This is a genomic window from Marinobacter sp. HL-58, assembly GCF_001314605.1.
Lineage (GTDB): Bacteria > Pseudomonadota > Gammaproteobacteria > Pseudomonadales > Oleiphilaceae > Marinobacter.
The window spans coordinates 228,290-244,094 of sequence record NZ_LIHP01000011.1; the positions used below are offsets into that span (position 1 = coordinate 228,290).

The window sequence follows — 15,805 nt, forward strand, 5'->3', positions numbered from 1 at the left end:
TCAGGCCTTGATATAGCAGGTTTTAACCACGGTATAGAACTCGCGGGCATATTGGCCCTGCTCCCGTGGCCCGAAACTGGAATCCTTGCGACCGCCGAAGGGCACGTGATAATCCGTGCCGGCCGTGGCCAGGTTCACCATCACGCAGCCGGTTTCGGCGCGGGCCTTGAAGTCCGAAGCCCGCTGCAGGGAACCGGTGATCAGGCCGGCGGTCAGACCGTAGTTGGTATCGTTCAGTGTTGCCAGGGCCGTTTCGTAGTCCGGCACCCGGATCACGCAGGCCACGGGGCCGAACACCTCATCCCGGTTGATGGCCATTTCATTGGTGGTGTCGGTAAACAGGACCGGCTGCATGTAATAGCCATCACTGTCGACACGGACATCCTCGCCGCCGAACGCCAGGGTTGCGCCTTCCTGCAAGGCGACATCCACCCAGCGGCGGTTGGCGGCCAACTGGCTTTCGCTGGCGATGGGGCCGATAACCGTGCCGTCTGCCAGCGCCGGGCCAACAGTGGCCTCGGCCAGTTTGCTGGTCAGCCTGGCTACGAATTCATCATGGACCGCATCAGTGACGATCAACCGGGAGGAGGCGGTACACTTCTGCCCGGAGCCGGAATAGGCACCGGCAAACGCTGCGTCCACCGCCACGTCCAGGTCGGCGTCGTCCAGCACGATCAGTGCGTTCTTGGACCCCATTTCCAGCTGGCACTTCACCAGGTTGGATGCGGTCGCCGCTGCCACACGGCGCCCCACTTCCAGAGAACCGGTAAAGGTGATGGCCCGGACCCGCGGGCTGGTGATCAACGCCTCCCCCGCTTCCCGGCCACTGCCGGTGACCAGGTTGAAGGTCCCTGCTGGCAGCCCCTGGCGGCTGATGATTTCGGTGAGCGCCCAGGCGCTTGCCGGCACCAGATTGGCAGGCTTGAATACCACCGCATTGCCAAAGGCCAGGGCCGGGGCAATCTTCCACACCGCAGTCGCCATGGGGAAATTCCAGGGACTGATCACGCCCACAACGCCCAACGGCTCGCGGCGGGTCTCGATCTCGACGCCGGGGCGCACGGAGGCCGCCCGGTCATCAATCTGACGCAGCACTTCGGCGGCGTAATAGTGGAAGAACTGGCCGGAGCGGTACACCTCGCCCTTACCCTCTGCCAGCGGCTTGCCCTCCTCCCGCGACAGCAATTCACCCAGTTCGTCCTTGCGGGCGATGAGTTCATTGCCAATCGCCATCAGCACGCTGTAGCGGGTTTCAAGGCCGGTTTCAGCCCAGGCTTTCTGGCCCTCGCGAGCCACCTCAATGGCCTGAGTGACCTGCCCGGCGCTGGCCTGGTGATAATGGCCGATGATGTCTTTCAGGTCCGAAGGGTTCTGGTTGGGCAGCGGGGTGTTTTCGCCTTCAACCCACTCTCCACCTATATAGAGTGCGTACGTGTTTGACATGGGAGCCTCCTTGAATGGTTATCCTCAAGCCTAAACCCCTCGCGGAAATAAGGATAATCAAAAATATCGCATTTTTTATAAGTACTTCTTATACTCGGTTTAAATGTACTACCCGGCAGATGATCCATGGCAACCGAACTGAAAATCCAGCCACTGCGCTATGTGCTCGCGGTTTGTGAAGAAGGCAGCTTTCAGGGCGCCGCACTACGGCTGCATCGCAGTCAGCCGGCGCTGTCCATGGCTATTCGGGATCTGGAGGAAAAGCTGGGGCAGCCGCTTTTTGAGAAGTCCTACAAGGGCCAGCTGACGCCCTATGGAGAATATTGCCTGCCGCGCTTCCGGGAACTGGTCCAGCAGCATGACCGGCTGGCCACCGAACTGGAACATATGGCCCGGGGCCACCAGGGGCGGGTCACTCTGGCCACGGTACCATCGGTCGCCAGCCGACTGATGCCTGACTTCCTGGCGGGTTTTATCAGGGATTACCCGGGCATCAACATCAACCTGCACGACGAAAACGCCGAGTTTGTATGTCGCATGGTGGCGGGAGGCGAGGTAGACCTTGGCATCAGCAGTACCTGGGCCGACGATGAACGCCTGAGCTACACACATCTCTTCGAGGACAATATCGGCGTGGTGCTGCACCGGGACCACCCGCTGGCCGACCGGCCAAGCCTGAAATGGCAGGAACTGACGCAGGAACGTTTCATCGCCAACGGCACCTCCCGCCTTCTGAAACATACCGCTGCTGCCAGCCTGGTGGACAATAACGACTTTTACATTTCCAACATGATTTCCCTGATTGCCATGCTGGAAGCCGGCAGTGGCGTTACCACCCTGCCCCGCCTGGCCTTTCCGGTCGATAATCAGAAGTTGTGCTTTGTCCCCCTGAGCGAACCCAAACTGGTCCGCCAGATCGGCCTTATCAAGCTGGCGAACCGCACACCATCGCCCTCGGCCCAGGCATTGGAAGAGGTAATTCTGAAACAGCTGACAGGCGTAACAACCTAGGTTTTCTTGTCCTTGATCAATCCACCATTGACGGGCCTTTAAAAGCGCGTAATCTGATAATTTAACGTTGAACCAATGAAAATAAGCCCAGCCATAGAGATTACTTATATGCCAGCGGAGAAGCACGACCTGATTCACGAAATGCCCGAATCCAAAGAAGCCATTCACTACCTGAAAACCAGCAACAACCATTTCGCAAAACTGTTTGACGAGTATCATGAGATTGATCATGCCGTTCATCACTTCGAAGGTGGTGCAGCAAACACCTCTGACGAACATCTGGAAAATCTCAAGAAACAGCGCCTGAACCTGAAGGACCAGTTGTCTGGAATGATTCGCGAGTACGAGTCGTCAGCATCACAGTGAGCGAACGGTAAAACGGTAAGAAGAGGACGCTGAATCTGGCAGTCCTGGCACGATGGGCAATCAAGGAGAGCTTTATAGCCGGGCTGCTTTTTTCTGACCCAAGATGGGAAACCGGAAGTGTCGGTTGCCGCGAAAGTTCGTTGAGTATCCTGACAATACCAATCCATTAAGCCAAACAGATATCGGCAAGTCCCGGGGCTGCCATCACCGTCGTATCTCCGGTCAGGACGATGCTCAGAATTAACAAAACGCAACTGAATCAACAGTTCATTCTGAGTATCCTCCGGCCTTGTACTCTTCAGTGATGCACAAAGTCAGGACACTCATTGCAAATGACCAAGACCGATCTCGTATTCCAGAGCTATGGAAGATGCTGTAACCGCGATGCGTTTTTTGTCGACTTCTACGAATCCTTCATGGCCAGCTCGACCATCATCAGGGATCGCTTCGAGAACACGGATATGGCAGCGCAGCGCCACTTGCTTCGAAACGGCATCATGCAGCTGATCCTGCACGCACGTGGCATGTCCGACCGAAAGCTGAAAGCGCTGGGAGAAAGCCACAATCGCACCCACTACGACATCAAACCGGAATGGTATTCACTCTGGCTGGACGCCCTGATGAAGACTGTCCGTATCCATGACCCCGAATACACAAAAGAACTCGATGCTGCCTGGAGAGAGGTTTTAACCCCTGGCATTGACCTGATTCGCGGGGCATATTAAGCCCCAGGAGCACAACGTCCGTTGATGACCTACTGATCAATGCCGCGAACCAGCCCCAGGCCTATCGCCACTTGCACCAACTCGGCAAAAGAATCAACCTTCATCTTGGCCATCATGTTTGCCCGGTGGCCTTCAACAGTTTTCCGGTTGATCCCCAGTTCGTCTGCCGCTTCCTGGTTAGACAGCCCCTTGACGATCAGCTCCAGGACCTGACGCTCTCTTCTGGTGAGGCTTTCGTAGTGCTCTCTCACACGTGCCTGAGAACTACGCCGCGCGAATCTTGCCCAGTCTTTTTCCAGAGCATTGTGTACGTGATCAATCAATACCTGATCGTCAAACGGCTTCTCGATGAAAGTCATGGCCCCCTGAGTGAGGGCCGTCACTGCCATGTCCACATTGCCATGGGCCGAGATCATGATAACCGGTAGCTCAACATTGTACTCAGGCAGTTTCTTCTGCGCATTGATCCCGCTCAGCCCGGGCATCCGTACGTCCATAACAATACAACCACTTTGGCCGGTATCGAAGTCATCAAAAAACGCCAGTGCATCCTCGTAGGTCCGCACATTGAGGCCGACAGACTCAAGCAGCCACTTCAGGGAATCTCGTACGTCTGCATCATCATCAATAACAAAAACCGTTTGCGCGTCGTTGTTGGAGGTCATGAATGATCAGTCAGCAATATTCAGGGTAAATGAAAAGCACGCACCTCCCTCCGGGAGGTTGTCTGCCCATAGCTCGCCACCAAGATTCTCCACCAATGAACGACTGATGGCCAGCCCCATTCCAAGCCCTGTTTGCTTGGTTGAAAAGAAACGATCAAAAAGACGAGACATATCTGCCTCTGAAATTCCTGCGCCCTGATCTTTAACCTGCACGCGCAATTGCCGTCCCTTATCCTTCGCAACACTGATTCTTACAGTTGAAAACTGTTCAGCAGCAGGTGAGCCGCTTGCCTCAATGGCGTTGACGATCAGGTTCAGCAAGACTTGCTCCAACTGGATACGGTCACCCAACACCAGAGGCAGATCGTGGTCAATTTCAAAAACAAGCCTCACGCTGTGCCGGTCCGCCATCGATTCACAGAAATCAATCATGTCGCGGATCAGCGCCGCCAGATTGAGCTCGGTAACAACCGGCTCCTGCTTGCGGGTAAAGTCCATCATCCGGTGAACGATCTCACCGGCCCTCAATGCGGTTCGTATGCTGCGGGTAATCGGAAGCTCGATATCACTCCAGGCAAGACTCTCCTTCCCCGCGAATCGCCGTTCGATCCCTCGGAGGAAGTTCACCATCGCCGAAAGCGGCTGGTTAAGTTCATGCGCCAGGCTGGATGCCAACTCACCCATAGTCACCAGCCGACTGGCGTGATCAATGTCCGCCTGGTACTGCTTCAGCTGTTCTTCTGCAGCCTTCTTTTCTGTGAGATCGTGGGCGACGAGTGAAAAATACTCGATATCTCCATGCAATGAGCGGTGGGCCAATAGTTCAAGAAGCACTGGAATACGCCCGCCCTTGAGACTCCGCATGGTCAGCTCTCCTCGCCAGTATCCGGTTTGGCTGGCAGAGGAGAATCCCTCCTGCATTAATTGTCTTGCGTCTTTTTCCGTGAGAAAACCAGCAAGAGCCGAGGAACTGTAGTCTGTTTCCTCCAGTTCCAGGGCAACGCGGGCAGCTTCATTCAGATGCGAGATGGTGAAGTCCAGGTTCACAAAAATGACGAGATCCTGAGTACTCTCCAACACTCTGGCAAGCCGCCTGTTAGCCTTATCTGCCTTGATTCGGTGGGTCGCATCGCGGGAAACCACTAGAATTTCCCGAATCTCATTGGTATCCGGATCCCGAATGGTGCGGCTGGTACTCTCGAGCCAGGTGTAGTGACCGTCTTTGTGCCTGAATCGATAGGTATGGGTATAAAGGCCACGATCATAATTGACGGTTGGTGCCCGCAACCTGAAATCTTCCACATCGTCCGGATGGTAGAGATCATAAGCAGACATACCCACGATCTCCTCAACGCTATAGCCCAACAAATGGGTAACGGCTGGCGATGCATAGATGAACCGCCAGTCCTCTGGCGTGTGCCTCGAAATCATGTCGGTTGACTGCTCAGCCATCTCTGCCAGCAGTCGGTTGCGCTCGGCGTCGTCCGTCAACGCGGTTAGCCCCTCTTCGGGCGTCCGGGTTTTCATTGTCAAGCGTTTCTCCGATCTCGGGTTGCCTTGATTACTCTATTCTGACGATGTCAGGGGCCCCTGGCCACGCTGCTGCCGGGCCCCCTTTTACGGTCAGCGCAGAAACTCTTTACTGAAATCTTTGAACTCAGGCATATCAGAACGACGCAGCCATTCGAATCCGACCATTTCTTTCGTCACGATTGCCGCCCCCGCCTGTTCCATCCTGCGCAACGCCACTTCCGTGTCGTATGGATTTCTTGCAGAAATTGCATCGGCAACTACAAACACATCAAATCCCTTCTCAAGCAGTCTCAGTGTGGATTGCATCACACAGGCCTGAGATTCCATACCACAAAGCACAACCTGCTTACGGCCATGGGCCTGGAAGGCTGCTTCAAAACCGGGATCATCAATACAGGAAAAAAAAGTCTTGCCATGAATGCGTTCCGGCCCTACCAGCTCCTGAAGTCTCTCTTCTGTATGTCCCAAACCATCCGGATACTGCTCCGAACCGATAACCGGCACATCCATTAACCGGGCCAGGCGAACCAGCCAGCTGCAATTCTCTACCAAGCGCTCACTTTCGTATACGCCAGATAGCAAACGTGCCTGAACGTCGATCACTGCAACGATGACATTATTCTTATCCATCAACATATAACTGCCTCCTGACTTACGCCGGCCTGCGATCAACCATGTTAGTGGCAACGCCTTCTGCAACGACCGTATCGCCTACTTTGCAAACGGTTTCCAGTTTCACCCGGCGTCGTTCTTGATTGATTTCTATAACTCTGGCGGAAGCTACCACCGTGTCACCAATGTGAACCGGGGCTTTGAAACTGATCTGCTGGTCAATGTAGATCGCGCCCGGGCCAGGCAGACGGGTACCCAGTACTGCCGAGATCAGGGCAGCACTGAACATGCCATGGACGATCCGCTGCTTGAATGGCGTGGTCTCGGCGTATTCCGCGTTTATATGCACAGGATTGTCATCACCACTGATACCTGCGAACAGCACCACATCTGCCTCTGTGATGGTCTTTGCATAAAAAGACTCCATCCCAACTTCCAGATCTTCCAGATAGTAACCGTGTAATTCTCGCATTGTTTATTCCTTATGTTGATCCATGAGCTTACTAGATTACTGGTTTATGACTGTAGAACCAAGTATTTTTACTTGGTTTTTTCAAGGACCTCTGATAGCCTTCCCGCAACAACAAAGACAACACCGCTTTGCAAAGAGGGAAATGCGGTATGCAGAGTCAACCCGTAAGTATTTTCGAAAGAGCCTTCAAGAAACTGGTTCCCGGTGGCCTGGAATCAGTTAGCCGGCGTGGTGCAGACATCATGAGTATCGCCGAAGACCTACCGGAAACAGACGTTGCCATTGTCAAAGAATGGATTGAAAACTGTTTGGCGGAGAATGGTGGCCAGGTAGAAGCGCGAAACCGGGCAGCGTTGCTGGGCCGCGCCTACCTGAAACTCTCGCAAACCGGCAAGATCCGATTTTTTGGCTTGCTCTCGGAGCAGTTTGGTGTTGAAGAAAGCAGTGTTGAGAAGGCGATTGACCACTGGCATAAAGCCGACGCAAATCGGAAAACAACGGCAGCCCAGGCACTGCGCAAGGCTCTGGAGCCCAGCCGTATAGCTCTTTTGAAACAATTCAATGGCGTTCCGTCCGGAGTCAAATTTCTGGTGGACATGCGGGATGAACTGCTCAACTTCTGCAAAGACTATCCGGCCCTGAAGCCCCTTGAAACTGACCTGCGAGACCTGTTGGCCACCTGGTTCGACGTTGGCCTTCTTCAACTGGAAGAGATCAACTGGAACTCAAGTGCGGCCATGCTCGAAAAGCTCATTGCCTATGAGGCGGTGCACGCTATCAAAAGCTGGAACGACCTGAAGAATCGACTGGATTCAGACAGGCGTTGTTTCGCCTTCATACACCCAAACATGCCAGATGAGCCTTTGATTTTTGTTGAAGTCGCCCTGGTAAATGGCCTCGCCGGTAACGTGCAGAAGCTGCTGGATGAGAGTGCACCAACCCAGGATATCAATACCGCCGATACGGCAATTTTCTATTCAATCTCTAATGCCCAACGCGGACTGGCAGGCATAAGTTTTGGCAACTTCCTGATCAAGCAAGTCGTGAAACGGTTGCAGGACGAGTTCCCGCAATTGAAGCAGTTCGCCACACTGTCACCAGTTCCCGGTTTCCGTCGCTGGCTTGACAGCACACCAGCGGACAGATTGCGAGAGTTACCGGGTGGCGAGAAATGGCTCAGTTATCCACCACCAAGAGATCCCGATCCGGCAAATTTGGTAGACCCTGCCGGAGGCCAACAGGAAGCCATTATGAAGCTAGCTGCAGCCTATCTTTGCACGACCAGACCCGGAAATGGTCGCGCAATAGATCCGGTTGCACATTTCCATCTCAGCAACGGCGCACAGATTGCTCGTCTGAATTGGCTGGCGGACACCTCCGAGAAAGGCATAAGCCAATCCGCTGGGCTGATGGTGAATTATCTGTATGAGCTTCCCAAAATTGTTCACCGCAGCGAGCGGTACACCTCCATGGGGGTGATTTCACAATCATCTGCCATCAAAAAACTTCTGAAATAAACAGCGACTGAAAATGAGGAGAACACAATGACAAATCGAATTGCCGTTGTAACCGGATCTACCGGTGGGCTGGGTACCGCTATGTGTAAAGCAATGGCCAGCCAGGGTCGAAAAGTGATTGGCACGCACCTGCCTGGCAACGAGTTCACTGCTGAAGCGCAGAAATGGCAGGCTTACCTGCGAGAGGAAGGTGTTGATGTTGCAATCTACCCGCTGGACGTTACCGATTTCGAGAACTGCCAGACATTTGTCCAGACTGTAGAGAAAGAGCAGGGGCCAATCGAAATCCTTGTAAATAATGCAGGTATTACCAACGATGCTCCATTAAAGAAAATGCAGCCGGAGCAGTGGAACCAGGTCATCAACGTGAACCTGAATTCCATGTTCAATATGTGCCGCCAGGTTTTTGACGGTATGTGTGAACGCGGCTTCGGGCGGATCGTAAACGTGTCTTCCCTGAATGGTGAGAAGGGCCAGTTCGGCCAGTCCAACTATGCGGCGACTAAAGCGGGCATCTATGGCTTCACCAAATCCATCGCACTCGAAGGCGCCCGTAAAGGCGTCACTGCCAATGCGGTATCTCCGGGCTATATAGATACACCGATGGTCCGCAAGGTACCGGAGAAGGTGCTCAACACCATTGTTGAGGGCATTCCTGTCGGCCGCCTCGGCGAGCCGGAGGATATTGCCCGGGCTGTCGCATTCCTGACAGCGGATGACGCAGGCTTTGTGACTGGCACCAACATGTCAGTCAATGGCGGCCAGTACATGAGCTAAGGGGACGAACAGTGATCGAGTATAGAGCACCCACTCGGGACATGGCGTTTACCCTACAGCAGGTCGCCGGATTCTCAGAAATGGCCAAAGCCTGCGGCTACGAAGAGGCCAGCGATGACGTTGTTGCAGCCATTCTCCAAGAAGCAGCAAAATTTTCGAGTTCGGTCATTGCGCCAATCAACGCTGCCGGCGACCAGTCCGGCGTGCATCTGGAGCCGGACCACAGTGTGATAACACCGGACGGTTTTGCCGAAGCCTATCAGCAGTATGCCGATAGCGGCTGGGCCAGCCTGCAGTTTGATCCAAAGTTCGGCGGCCAGGGGCTGCCATTCTCCCTTGCCATCCCGGTTCAGGAAATGTGGCACGCCGCCAATATGGCCTGGGGGCTCTGTCCTCTGTTATCGCAAGGTGCTGTCGAAGCGCTTTCCGAGAATGCCAGCGATGCCCTCAAGCAAAAGCTCCTCCCGAAAATGATCTCGGGGCGCTGGACCGGAACCATGAACCTGACTGAACCTCAGTCAGGATCTGACCTTTCCGATATTCGCACAAAGGCGTGGCAAGATGGTGATGTCTATCGGATCAAAGGCCAGAAAATTTTCATCACCTGGGGCGAACACAACATGGCAGAGAACATCATCCACCTGGTGCTCGCCCGCCTGCCTGATGCACCCCCGGGAGTTAAAGGCATTTCCCTGTTTGCCGTCCCGAAATATCTTCCGGATGTTTCCGGCGAACCCGGCGAGCGAAACGACTGCCGTGCCGTATCGTTGGAACACAAGCTTGGGATTCACGCCAGCCCTACCTGCGTCATGAGCTATGGTGATAATGAGGGAGCCATCGGCTATCTGGTCGGTGAAGAAAACCAGGGCCTGGCATGCATGTTCACCATGATGAACAACGCGCGGCTAACAGTTGGGTTGCAAGGAGTGTCCATTTCGGAACGAGCCTACCAGCAAGCACGAGACTACGCCTTCGAGCGAACCCAGGGCACAGCACCCGGCGAACATCCGGGTGTCTCTCCAATCATCAGACACCCGGATGTTCGCCGGATGCTGATGACCATGAAGGCCCTGACAGAAGCAGCACGTGGGCTCGCGTATACCGGATGTGTTGCCGTGGATTACGCCAACACCCTGCATCTTCCCGATGGTGCCCGCGAACGCTATCAGCGTCGCGCTGACCTGCTGACACCGTTGGTAAAAGGCTGGTGTACGGAAATCGCCCAAGAAGTCACGTCGCTGGGAATCCAGGTCTATGGCGGCATGGGGTTCATTGAAGAAACCGGGATTGCTCAACACTATCGGGACGCAAGGATTCTGCCGATATACGAGGGTACCAACGGTATTCAGGCACTCGACCTCGTTGGCCGGAAGATCATTCGCAATCAGGGCAAAGCCATGGCGGAGCTGATTGATGATATGCGGCAGCTTACCGTGCCCGTTCAAAGAACCTCATCACTCACTGCCGAACGACAGGCAAGATTTGACCAGGCCGTTGCCTTCCTCGAAGATGCCACTGGCATTGTGCTCGACCGCGGTAACGACGATCAGTTTACCGGTTCTGTTGCCCATAATTATCTGATGCTCAGTGCAACCGTGACAGCAGCCTGGCTAATGCTGAAATCCACAACCGCCGCAGCGAAGCAAAGCATTGACGAGGACTCGTATGCGGCCAGCAAGCTGGCAACAACCAACTTCTTTTTTGACCACATTCTGCCGCGCAGTTCAGCCTACGTGACCGCGTTGCGATCCGGTGATGATGCCATCATGGCATTGCCGGAAATTGATTTCTGATACACCCCGGAGGTAAGTCCTCATGTACATAAACGGAGAATGGATAACCGGACGCTCCGAGTTTCCGGTCACCAACCCGGCAACGGGTGAAACCATTGGTACAGTTCCTGACTGCACCAATCAGGACATTGAGGCGGCCATTACGGCCGCCGATCGTGCTTTTATCGAATGGAAAAAAACAACGCCGTATGTTCGATCCCGGTTGTTGTATCGTGCCTGGGAACTGATGATACGCCAGAAGCGGACATTGGCGGAGCTGATGACTCGGGAACAGGGCAAACCGCTGAAAGCATCACTTAACGAAGTACAGTACGGTGCTGATTTTCTGCTTTGGTTTGCCGAAGAAGCAAAAAGACTGTACGGGCAAAGCATTCCCTCTGCCCGGGAGAATCAGCGATTTCTCGTTCAGAAATCTCCCGTGGGGGTAGTCGGTGCCATCACGCCCTGGAATTATCCGATTTCGATGATCACCCGCAAACTTGCTCCTGCCCTGGCATCAGGCTGTACTGTTATTCTCAAACCGGCTGAGAGCACACCTTTGTGCGCCAAAGCCATGATGGAAATCTTCGAAGATGCCGGGTTTCCGCCGGGAGTGGTAAACCTGCTAACCGTGCAGAACCCGGAGCCGGTGGGAAAGGCCTTCTGCACTGACCCACGAATCCGCAAACTTACATTTACTGGTTCCACTTCTGTCGGCAAAGAACTGAATGGCCTTGCAGCCGCGAATATGAAACGGGTTTCCATGGAACTTGGTGGCCACGCGCCAGCGATTGTGTTCCCGGACGCGGACCCTGTACATGCTGCCAAAGGACTCTCACTGGTAAAGTTTCTGAATACCGGACAGGCTTGCATCAGCCCCAACCGGATATTCGTGCACGAGGATCACGCAGAACCTTTCATCAGGGAACTGAGCAGCCGCGCCAATCGGCTGGTAGCAGGCAATGGCATGACGGAGGGCACAGGCCTCGGCCCACTGATCAATGAGCTTGCCATCCAGAAGGTCGACACTCAGGTGAAAGATGCCGTATCCCGTGGAGCCAGAGTGGAAACGGGCGGGCGGCGGTTGACCGATGGCGGGCTATCGGACGGCTATTTTTACGCGCCAACTGTTCTGTCTGGCGTCACCGCTGCCATGAAGATCTACCGCGATGAAACCTTCGGGCCGGTAGCACCCGTTATTACCTATCGTTCAGAGGACGATGTGATCGCGATGGCCAACGATACCGATTACGGATTGGCAGCCTATATCTATAGCAATGACATAGGTACCGCCATGCGAGCCTTCGAAGCCCTGGATTTTGGCATCATTGGCATTAACGACATTAACCCCACAAGCGCCGCAGCGCCTTTTGGTGGCATGAAGACCAGTGGTCTTGGCCGGGAAGGTGCCAAGGAGGGCCTTGAAGAGTACCTCGAAACCAAGCTTGGCGGATTCGCGATTTGAACAGCGACCTGCACTAAATAGCCCGGCATAATGCCAGGCTATTTAGTGCAGGTACAAAAAGGCCCCGGCAATCGCCAGGGGCAAAAGACTACAGCGTAAAACCCAACCCACCTCTACACTGTCAGCTCACTCCTCAGTACATGCTTTTGCAGTTTGCCAGTGGATGTTTTCGGCAAATCATCCGCAAACACTATCTTTTTGGGCACCTTGAAGCCGGCGAGGTTCGCCCGACAATGCGCCACAATATCGGCCTCTGTCAGCCCCTCGTTTCCGGCTTTCAAAGTAATGAATGCACAGGGTATTTCCCCCCAATAATCATCGGGCGCGGCTACAACGGCTGCTTCCAGAACAGCAGGATGATCGTAGAGCGCACTTTCTACCTCAAGAGTCGAAATATTCTCTCCACCGGAAATAATGATGTCTTTGGAGCGGTCTTTTATTTCCACATAGCCATCGGCATGCCAGACCCCGAGATCACCTGTATGGAACCAACCCCCTTTTAGGGATTTCGCGGTTTCCTCCGGGTTGTTCAGGTAACCCTTCATAACCGCATTACCCCGCACATAAAGCTCACCAATCGACACACCATTCTTGGGCACTGGTTCAAGTGTCACGGGATCGGCCACCATCATGTCAGCCATCGACAATGACAGGATACCCTGACGTGCCATTTTCGCCGCTTTCTTCTTGCCATCCAGAAAATGCCATTCGTCCTGGAATTCACAGATCAGGCTGGGGCCGTATGTTTCGGTAAGACCATACAAATGAACCACGTTCATACCCATGGCCTCCATGGCTTCAATAGTCGCCGCAGGGGGCGCAGCACCCCCGGTCGCTGCCGTTACCTGCTGGCTGAACGGCTTTCTGTATTCCTGAGGTGCGTTAATCAGCATGTTCAATACAACCGGCGCTGCACAGAAATGCGTCACGCCGTGCTGTGCAATGGCGCTGAAAACCGGTTGCGGCTGAGGGGCTCTTAAACAGACATGGGTTCCGGCAACAGCCGTAACAGCCCAAGGGTAACACCATCCATTACAGTGGAACATCGGCAGTGTCCAGAGATAGACGGCGCCCGAAGGCAACCCGAAGCCGATTACATTACTCAGCGCGTTCAGATGTGCACCGCGATGATGATACACAACACCTTTCGGGTTCCCTGTCGTACCGGATGTGTAATTCAATGCAATTGCCTGCCACTCGTCATCCGGCATGTCCCACACAAAATCGTCATCGCCGCTGGCAAGCAGGTCGCCATAGGTCATTTTGCCAATCAGTTCACCACCCTCAAAGTTAGGGTCGTCAACGTCCACAACTATCGGTTTTGCGTCGCAACCTGCAAGAGCTTCTCTGGAACGATCACAGTATTCCCTGTCCGTAAAGAATACTTTGGCGCGGCCATGATTCAGCATGAACGTCATGGTTTTTGCGTCAAGACGAGTATTTTGAGCATTAAGTACGGCACCGATCATCGGTACCGCAAAGTGCAGTTCCAGCATTTCGGGAATATTAGGTAACAATGCAGCCACTGTATCCCCTTTGCGGACGCCCAGTTTTCTCAGGGCAGACGCCATCTTCAGACAACGCTGATAGGTTTCCGCCCAGTTTCTCCTGATATCCCCATGAATGACCGCCGTGCGGGTCGGATGTGCCAGAGCAGTTCTCTGAATAAAGGTGATCGGGGTGAGAGGCGTATGGTTCGCCTCTTGTTTTTCCAGCCCAAGTTCAAACATATTTTCCATCGCGGTTAACCTCTTACTATTCTGTCGGACCAAGATTCTGGGTCAGCTTCGATCAGCCACGGCATCATCATCAGCAGGCTCGTCTTTATGGTGGTGCGTCGCTTCATAGGCGTCGGCAAACCAGTTTTTCTCCAGGAAGAACCAGAGTACAAGCCCGACACCAAGCCCCCAGGCCGCTCCTTTCGCCGCCAGGATGGATCCAACGATCACTGCAATACCTCGCTCAAGGTTGGTCTGACGATCCAGCATTTCTATGGCCAGATAGCCGCAAAGGTAGCCTTGGATCAGTAATGTAAGTGCCATACCGATATTGAGGCCCGGCTTGAACAGGGTTACCACTGGCACCAGAACAATCGCGATAGTCATGCCCCAGTAGATACTGGTTGCACCTCCCCAATAGCTATCCATGGCAGAGCGGGGGTTGTTCATGTAGCGATTAATTACCAGAGCCTGCCCACCCGTCCAGGCCGGGCCGGAAAGGCTGATGAACGGTGCGAAGATGCCATGCAGGAAGTTACGAATGCCTACAATGATGCTGTTACGGCGAGGACTGAAGATCAGCTTCTCGTCCTTGCGCACGCCGTCAGCATTTTTGAAAAGGGAGTCCACAACCAGAATATCGCCGAACGCAATAATATAGGCAGCCAAAGCCAGCGGTATGGCATCAATGAAGTATTGCAGAGGTGGCAATCCCAGTCCTAAGACGCTGTAATCCTGGAGGATGGTGGTAAATGGAATTGTGGTAAAACCCCACTCGATTACCGGTGTTTCCACCTCGCCAATGATCATGCCAAACACGTAGGCAATCAGGAATGGGACCGCAATGCCGTACTGAGCCACGAAACGGAAAAAACCATATCGCGCGCGCAGAGGGCTTGCTGTCTCAGAGAACAACATGAAAAAACCAAGCACTGCCCCCGTCAGAATGGTGATAGGCATAGTCCAGACACGTCCGTCATCAGCGAATTCGCCCATCACTGCGGAAATACCGGCACCTATTAAAATGCCGGATTTGAGCGACATGGGCATCTTCCGCACTAACGCATCAGCCCCTTTGAACACCCCAAGCCCAAGGAAGATGATGGCAACGGTTATCTGTAGGGCAATTAACGCCAGTATTCTGGCTTCCCCCTCTGGGTAGCCGGTCAGGAAGGCGATATAAAGAGGAATACCAGCCGTGATCCAGCCAGCAACGGCCGGGTCTCCAAAATGCGAATGCACCAGGTAGAGAATATTGTTCAGTAACACAAAGGCAACCGCTATCTCGAACGGAATACCAAGAACTGAGGTCATCAACGCAGTGATACTCAGTGGAACAACACAAAGAATCGCGCCCTGCAGTATATCCGGGATCTCTACCTTGTAATGGACGAACGGCACGCGCAATTTCAAGGTGCCTAACATGGACGGCTGCTCGCCGCCTGTTGGCCTCTTATGTAAGGACATTGTTTTTGTTCTCCATCCAACTGAATTTGAGAATGCAAAGGGAGGCACATCACCTCTCCGATAATACTAGGCATATTTACTCATTTGTTCAATGGTTTTTACTTGGTTTTTAGAGAACTACTACTTGATTTATTTGCATGCCTATCTTTTTACATACTAATTATAAGCACTTGATATATGACACTCTTGGTCCGGAATTCACGCGACAATAGTTTCAGTCGACTGGCAGGCTCCTTCTTGCCCCGATGCCACACCCCCACGC

The 15,805-nt window shown here is 53.8% G+C and carries 14 protein-coding genes; 7 read left to right on the plus strand and 7 right to left on the minus strand.

Features of this window, described 5'->3' with window-relative positions; all coding sequences use genetic code 11:
* Complete coding sequence (locus tag HLUCCO03_RS10180) at positions 1–1,443, minus strand: aldehyde dehydrogenase family protein (protein WP_027830665.1); 1,443 nt, start codon at positions 1,441–1,443, stop codon at positions 1–3.
* Between the two features lie 126 nt (positions 1,444–1,569).
* Here HLUCCO03_RS10180 and HLUCCO03_RS10185 point away from each other — a divergent pair, with 126 nt between their 5' ends.
* The 3 genes from HLUCCO03_RS10185 to HLUCCO03_RS10195 all read left to right on the plus strand — a co-directional run bounded on the left by HLUCCO03_RS10185 (position 1,570) and on the right by HLUCCO03_RS10195 (position 3,545).
* Complete coding sequence (locus HLUCCO03_RS10185; RefSeq protein WP_027830664.1) at positions 1,570–2,454, plus strand: LysR family transcriptional regulator; 885 nt, start codon at positions 1,570–1,572, stop codon at positions 2,452–2,454.
* Positions 2,455–2,562: 108 nt separating this feature from the next.
* Positions 2,563–2,820, plus strand: coding sequence for a DUF465 domain-containing protein (locus HLUCCO03_RS10190; RefSeq protein ID WP_027830663.1), 258 nt, complete (start codon positions 2,563–2,565; stop codon positions 2,818–2,820).
* A 332-nt stretch (positions 2,821–3,152) separates the two neighbouring features.
* Positions 3,153–3,545, plus strand: a complete 393-nt coding sequence (locus tag HLUCCO03_RS10195; protein WP_027830662.1) for a globin — start codon at positions 3,153–3,155, stop codon at positions 3,543–3,545.
* 29 nt (positions 3,546–3,574) lie between these two features.
* On the opposite strand, the gene HLUCCO03_RS10200 is transcribed toward HLUCCO03_RS10195, so the two are convergent.
* The 4 genes from HLUCCO03_RS10200 to HLUCCO03_RS10215 all read right to left on the minus strand — a co-directional run bounded on the left by HLUCCO03_RS10200 (position 3,575) and on the right by HLUCCO03_RS10215 (position 6,827).
* Positions 3,575–4,210, minus strand: a complete 636-nt coding sequence (locus HLUCCO03_RS10200) for a response regulator (RefSeq protein ID WP_027830661.1) — start codon at positions 4,208–4,210, stop codon at positions 3,575–3,577.
* Between the two features lie 6 nt (positions 4,211–4,216).
* Complete coding sequence (locus tag HLUCCO03_RS10205) at positions 4,217–5,737, minus strand: PAS domain-containing sensor histidine kinase (protein ID WP_036197199.1); 1,521 nt, start codon at positions 5,735–5,737, stop codon at positions 4,217–4,219.
* Between the two features lie 96 nt (positions 5,738–5,833).
* Positions 5,834–6,379 carry a hydrolase gene (locus tag HLUCCO03_RS10210; RefSeq protein ID WP_027830659.1) on the minus strand — a complete coding sequence of 182 codons (546 nt, stop codon included), beginning with the start codon at positions 6,377–6,379 and terminating at the stop codon, positions 5,834–5,836.
* A gap of 16 nt (positions 6,380–6,395) precedes the next feature.
* Entirely contained in the window at positions 6,396–6,827 is a 432-nt protein-coding gene (locus HLUCCO03_RS10215; protein ID WP_027830658.1) for a MaoC family dehydratase, read from the minus strand.
* 149 nt (positions 6,828–6,976) lie between these two features.
* On the opposite strand from HLUCCO03_RS10215, the gene HLUCCO03_RS10220 reads away from it, so the two are divergent.
* Genes HLUCCO03_RS10220 through HLUCCO03_RS10235 form a run of 4 tightly spaced genes read left to right on the plus strand, consistent with a single transcriptional unit; the run spans position 6,977 to position 12,358 of the window.
* On the plus strand, positions 6,977–8,344 hold the full coding sequence (locus HLUCCO03_RS10220; RefSeq protein ID WP_027830657.1) for a malonyl-CoA decarboxylase: 1,368 nt from the start codon (positions 6,977–6,979) through the stop codon (positions 8,342–8,344).
* 27 nt (positions 8,345–8,371) lie between these two features.
* Positions 8,372–9,121: an acetoacetyl-CoA reductase gene (gene phbB, locus HLUCCO03_RS10225; protein ID WP_027830656.1), complete on the plus strand. Its 750-nt coding sequence runs from the start codon at positions 8,372–8,374 to the stop codon at positions 9,119–9,121.
* Positions 9,122–9,132: 11 nt separating this feature from the next.
* The gene (locus HLUCCO03_RS10230; RefSeq protein ID WP_027830655.1) at positions 9,133–10,914 is read left to right on the plus strand and encodes an acyl-CoA dehydrogenase; all 1,782 of its coding nucleotides are present in this window, start codon (positions 9,133–9,135) and stop codon (positions 10,912–10,914) included.
* 22 nt (positions 10,915–10,936) lie between these two features.
* Positions 10,937–12,358: an NAD-dependent succinate-semialdehyde dehydrogenase gene (locus HLUCCO03_RS10235; protein ID WP_027830654.1), complete on the plus strand. Its 1,422-nt coding sequence runs from the start codon at positions 10,937–10,939 to the stop codon at positions 12,356–12,358.
* 113 nt (positions 12,359–12,471) lie between these two features.
* Here HLUCCO03_RS10235 and HLUCCO03_RS10240 read toward each other — a convergent pair whose 3' ends face one another.
* Positions 12,472–14,097 carry an AMP-binding protein gene (locus HLUCCO03_RS10240; protein WP_027830653.1) on the minus strand — a complete coding sequence of 542 codons (1,626 nt, stop codon included), beginning with the start codon at positions 14,095–14,097 and terminating at the stop codon, positions 12,472–12,474.
* A 42-nt stretch (positions 14,098–14,139) separates the two neighbouring features.
* The gene (locus HLUCCO03_RS10245) at positions 14,140–15,501 is read right to left on the minus strand and encodes a hypothetical protein (protein WP_197025636.1); all 1,362 of its coding nucleotides are present in this window, start codon (positions 15,499–15,501) and stop codon (positions 14,140–14,142) included.
* Positions 15,502–15,805: the final 304 nt, after the last annotated feature.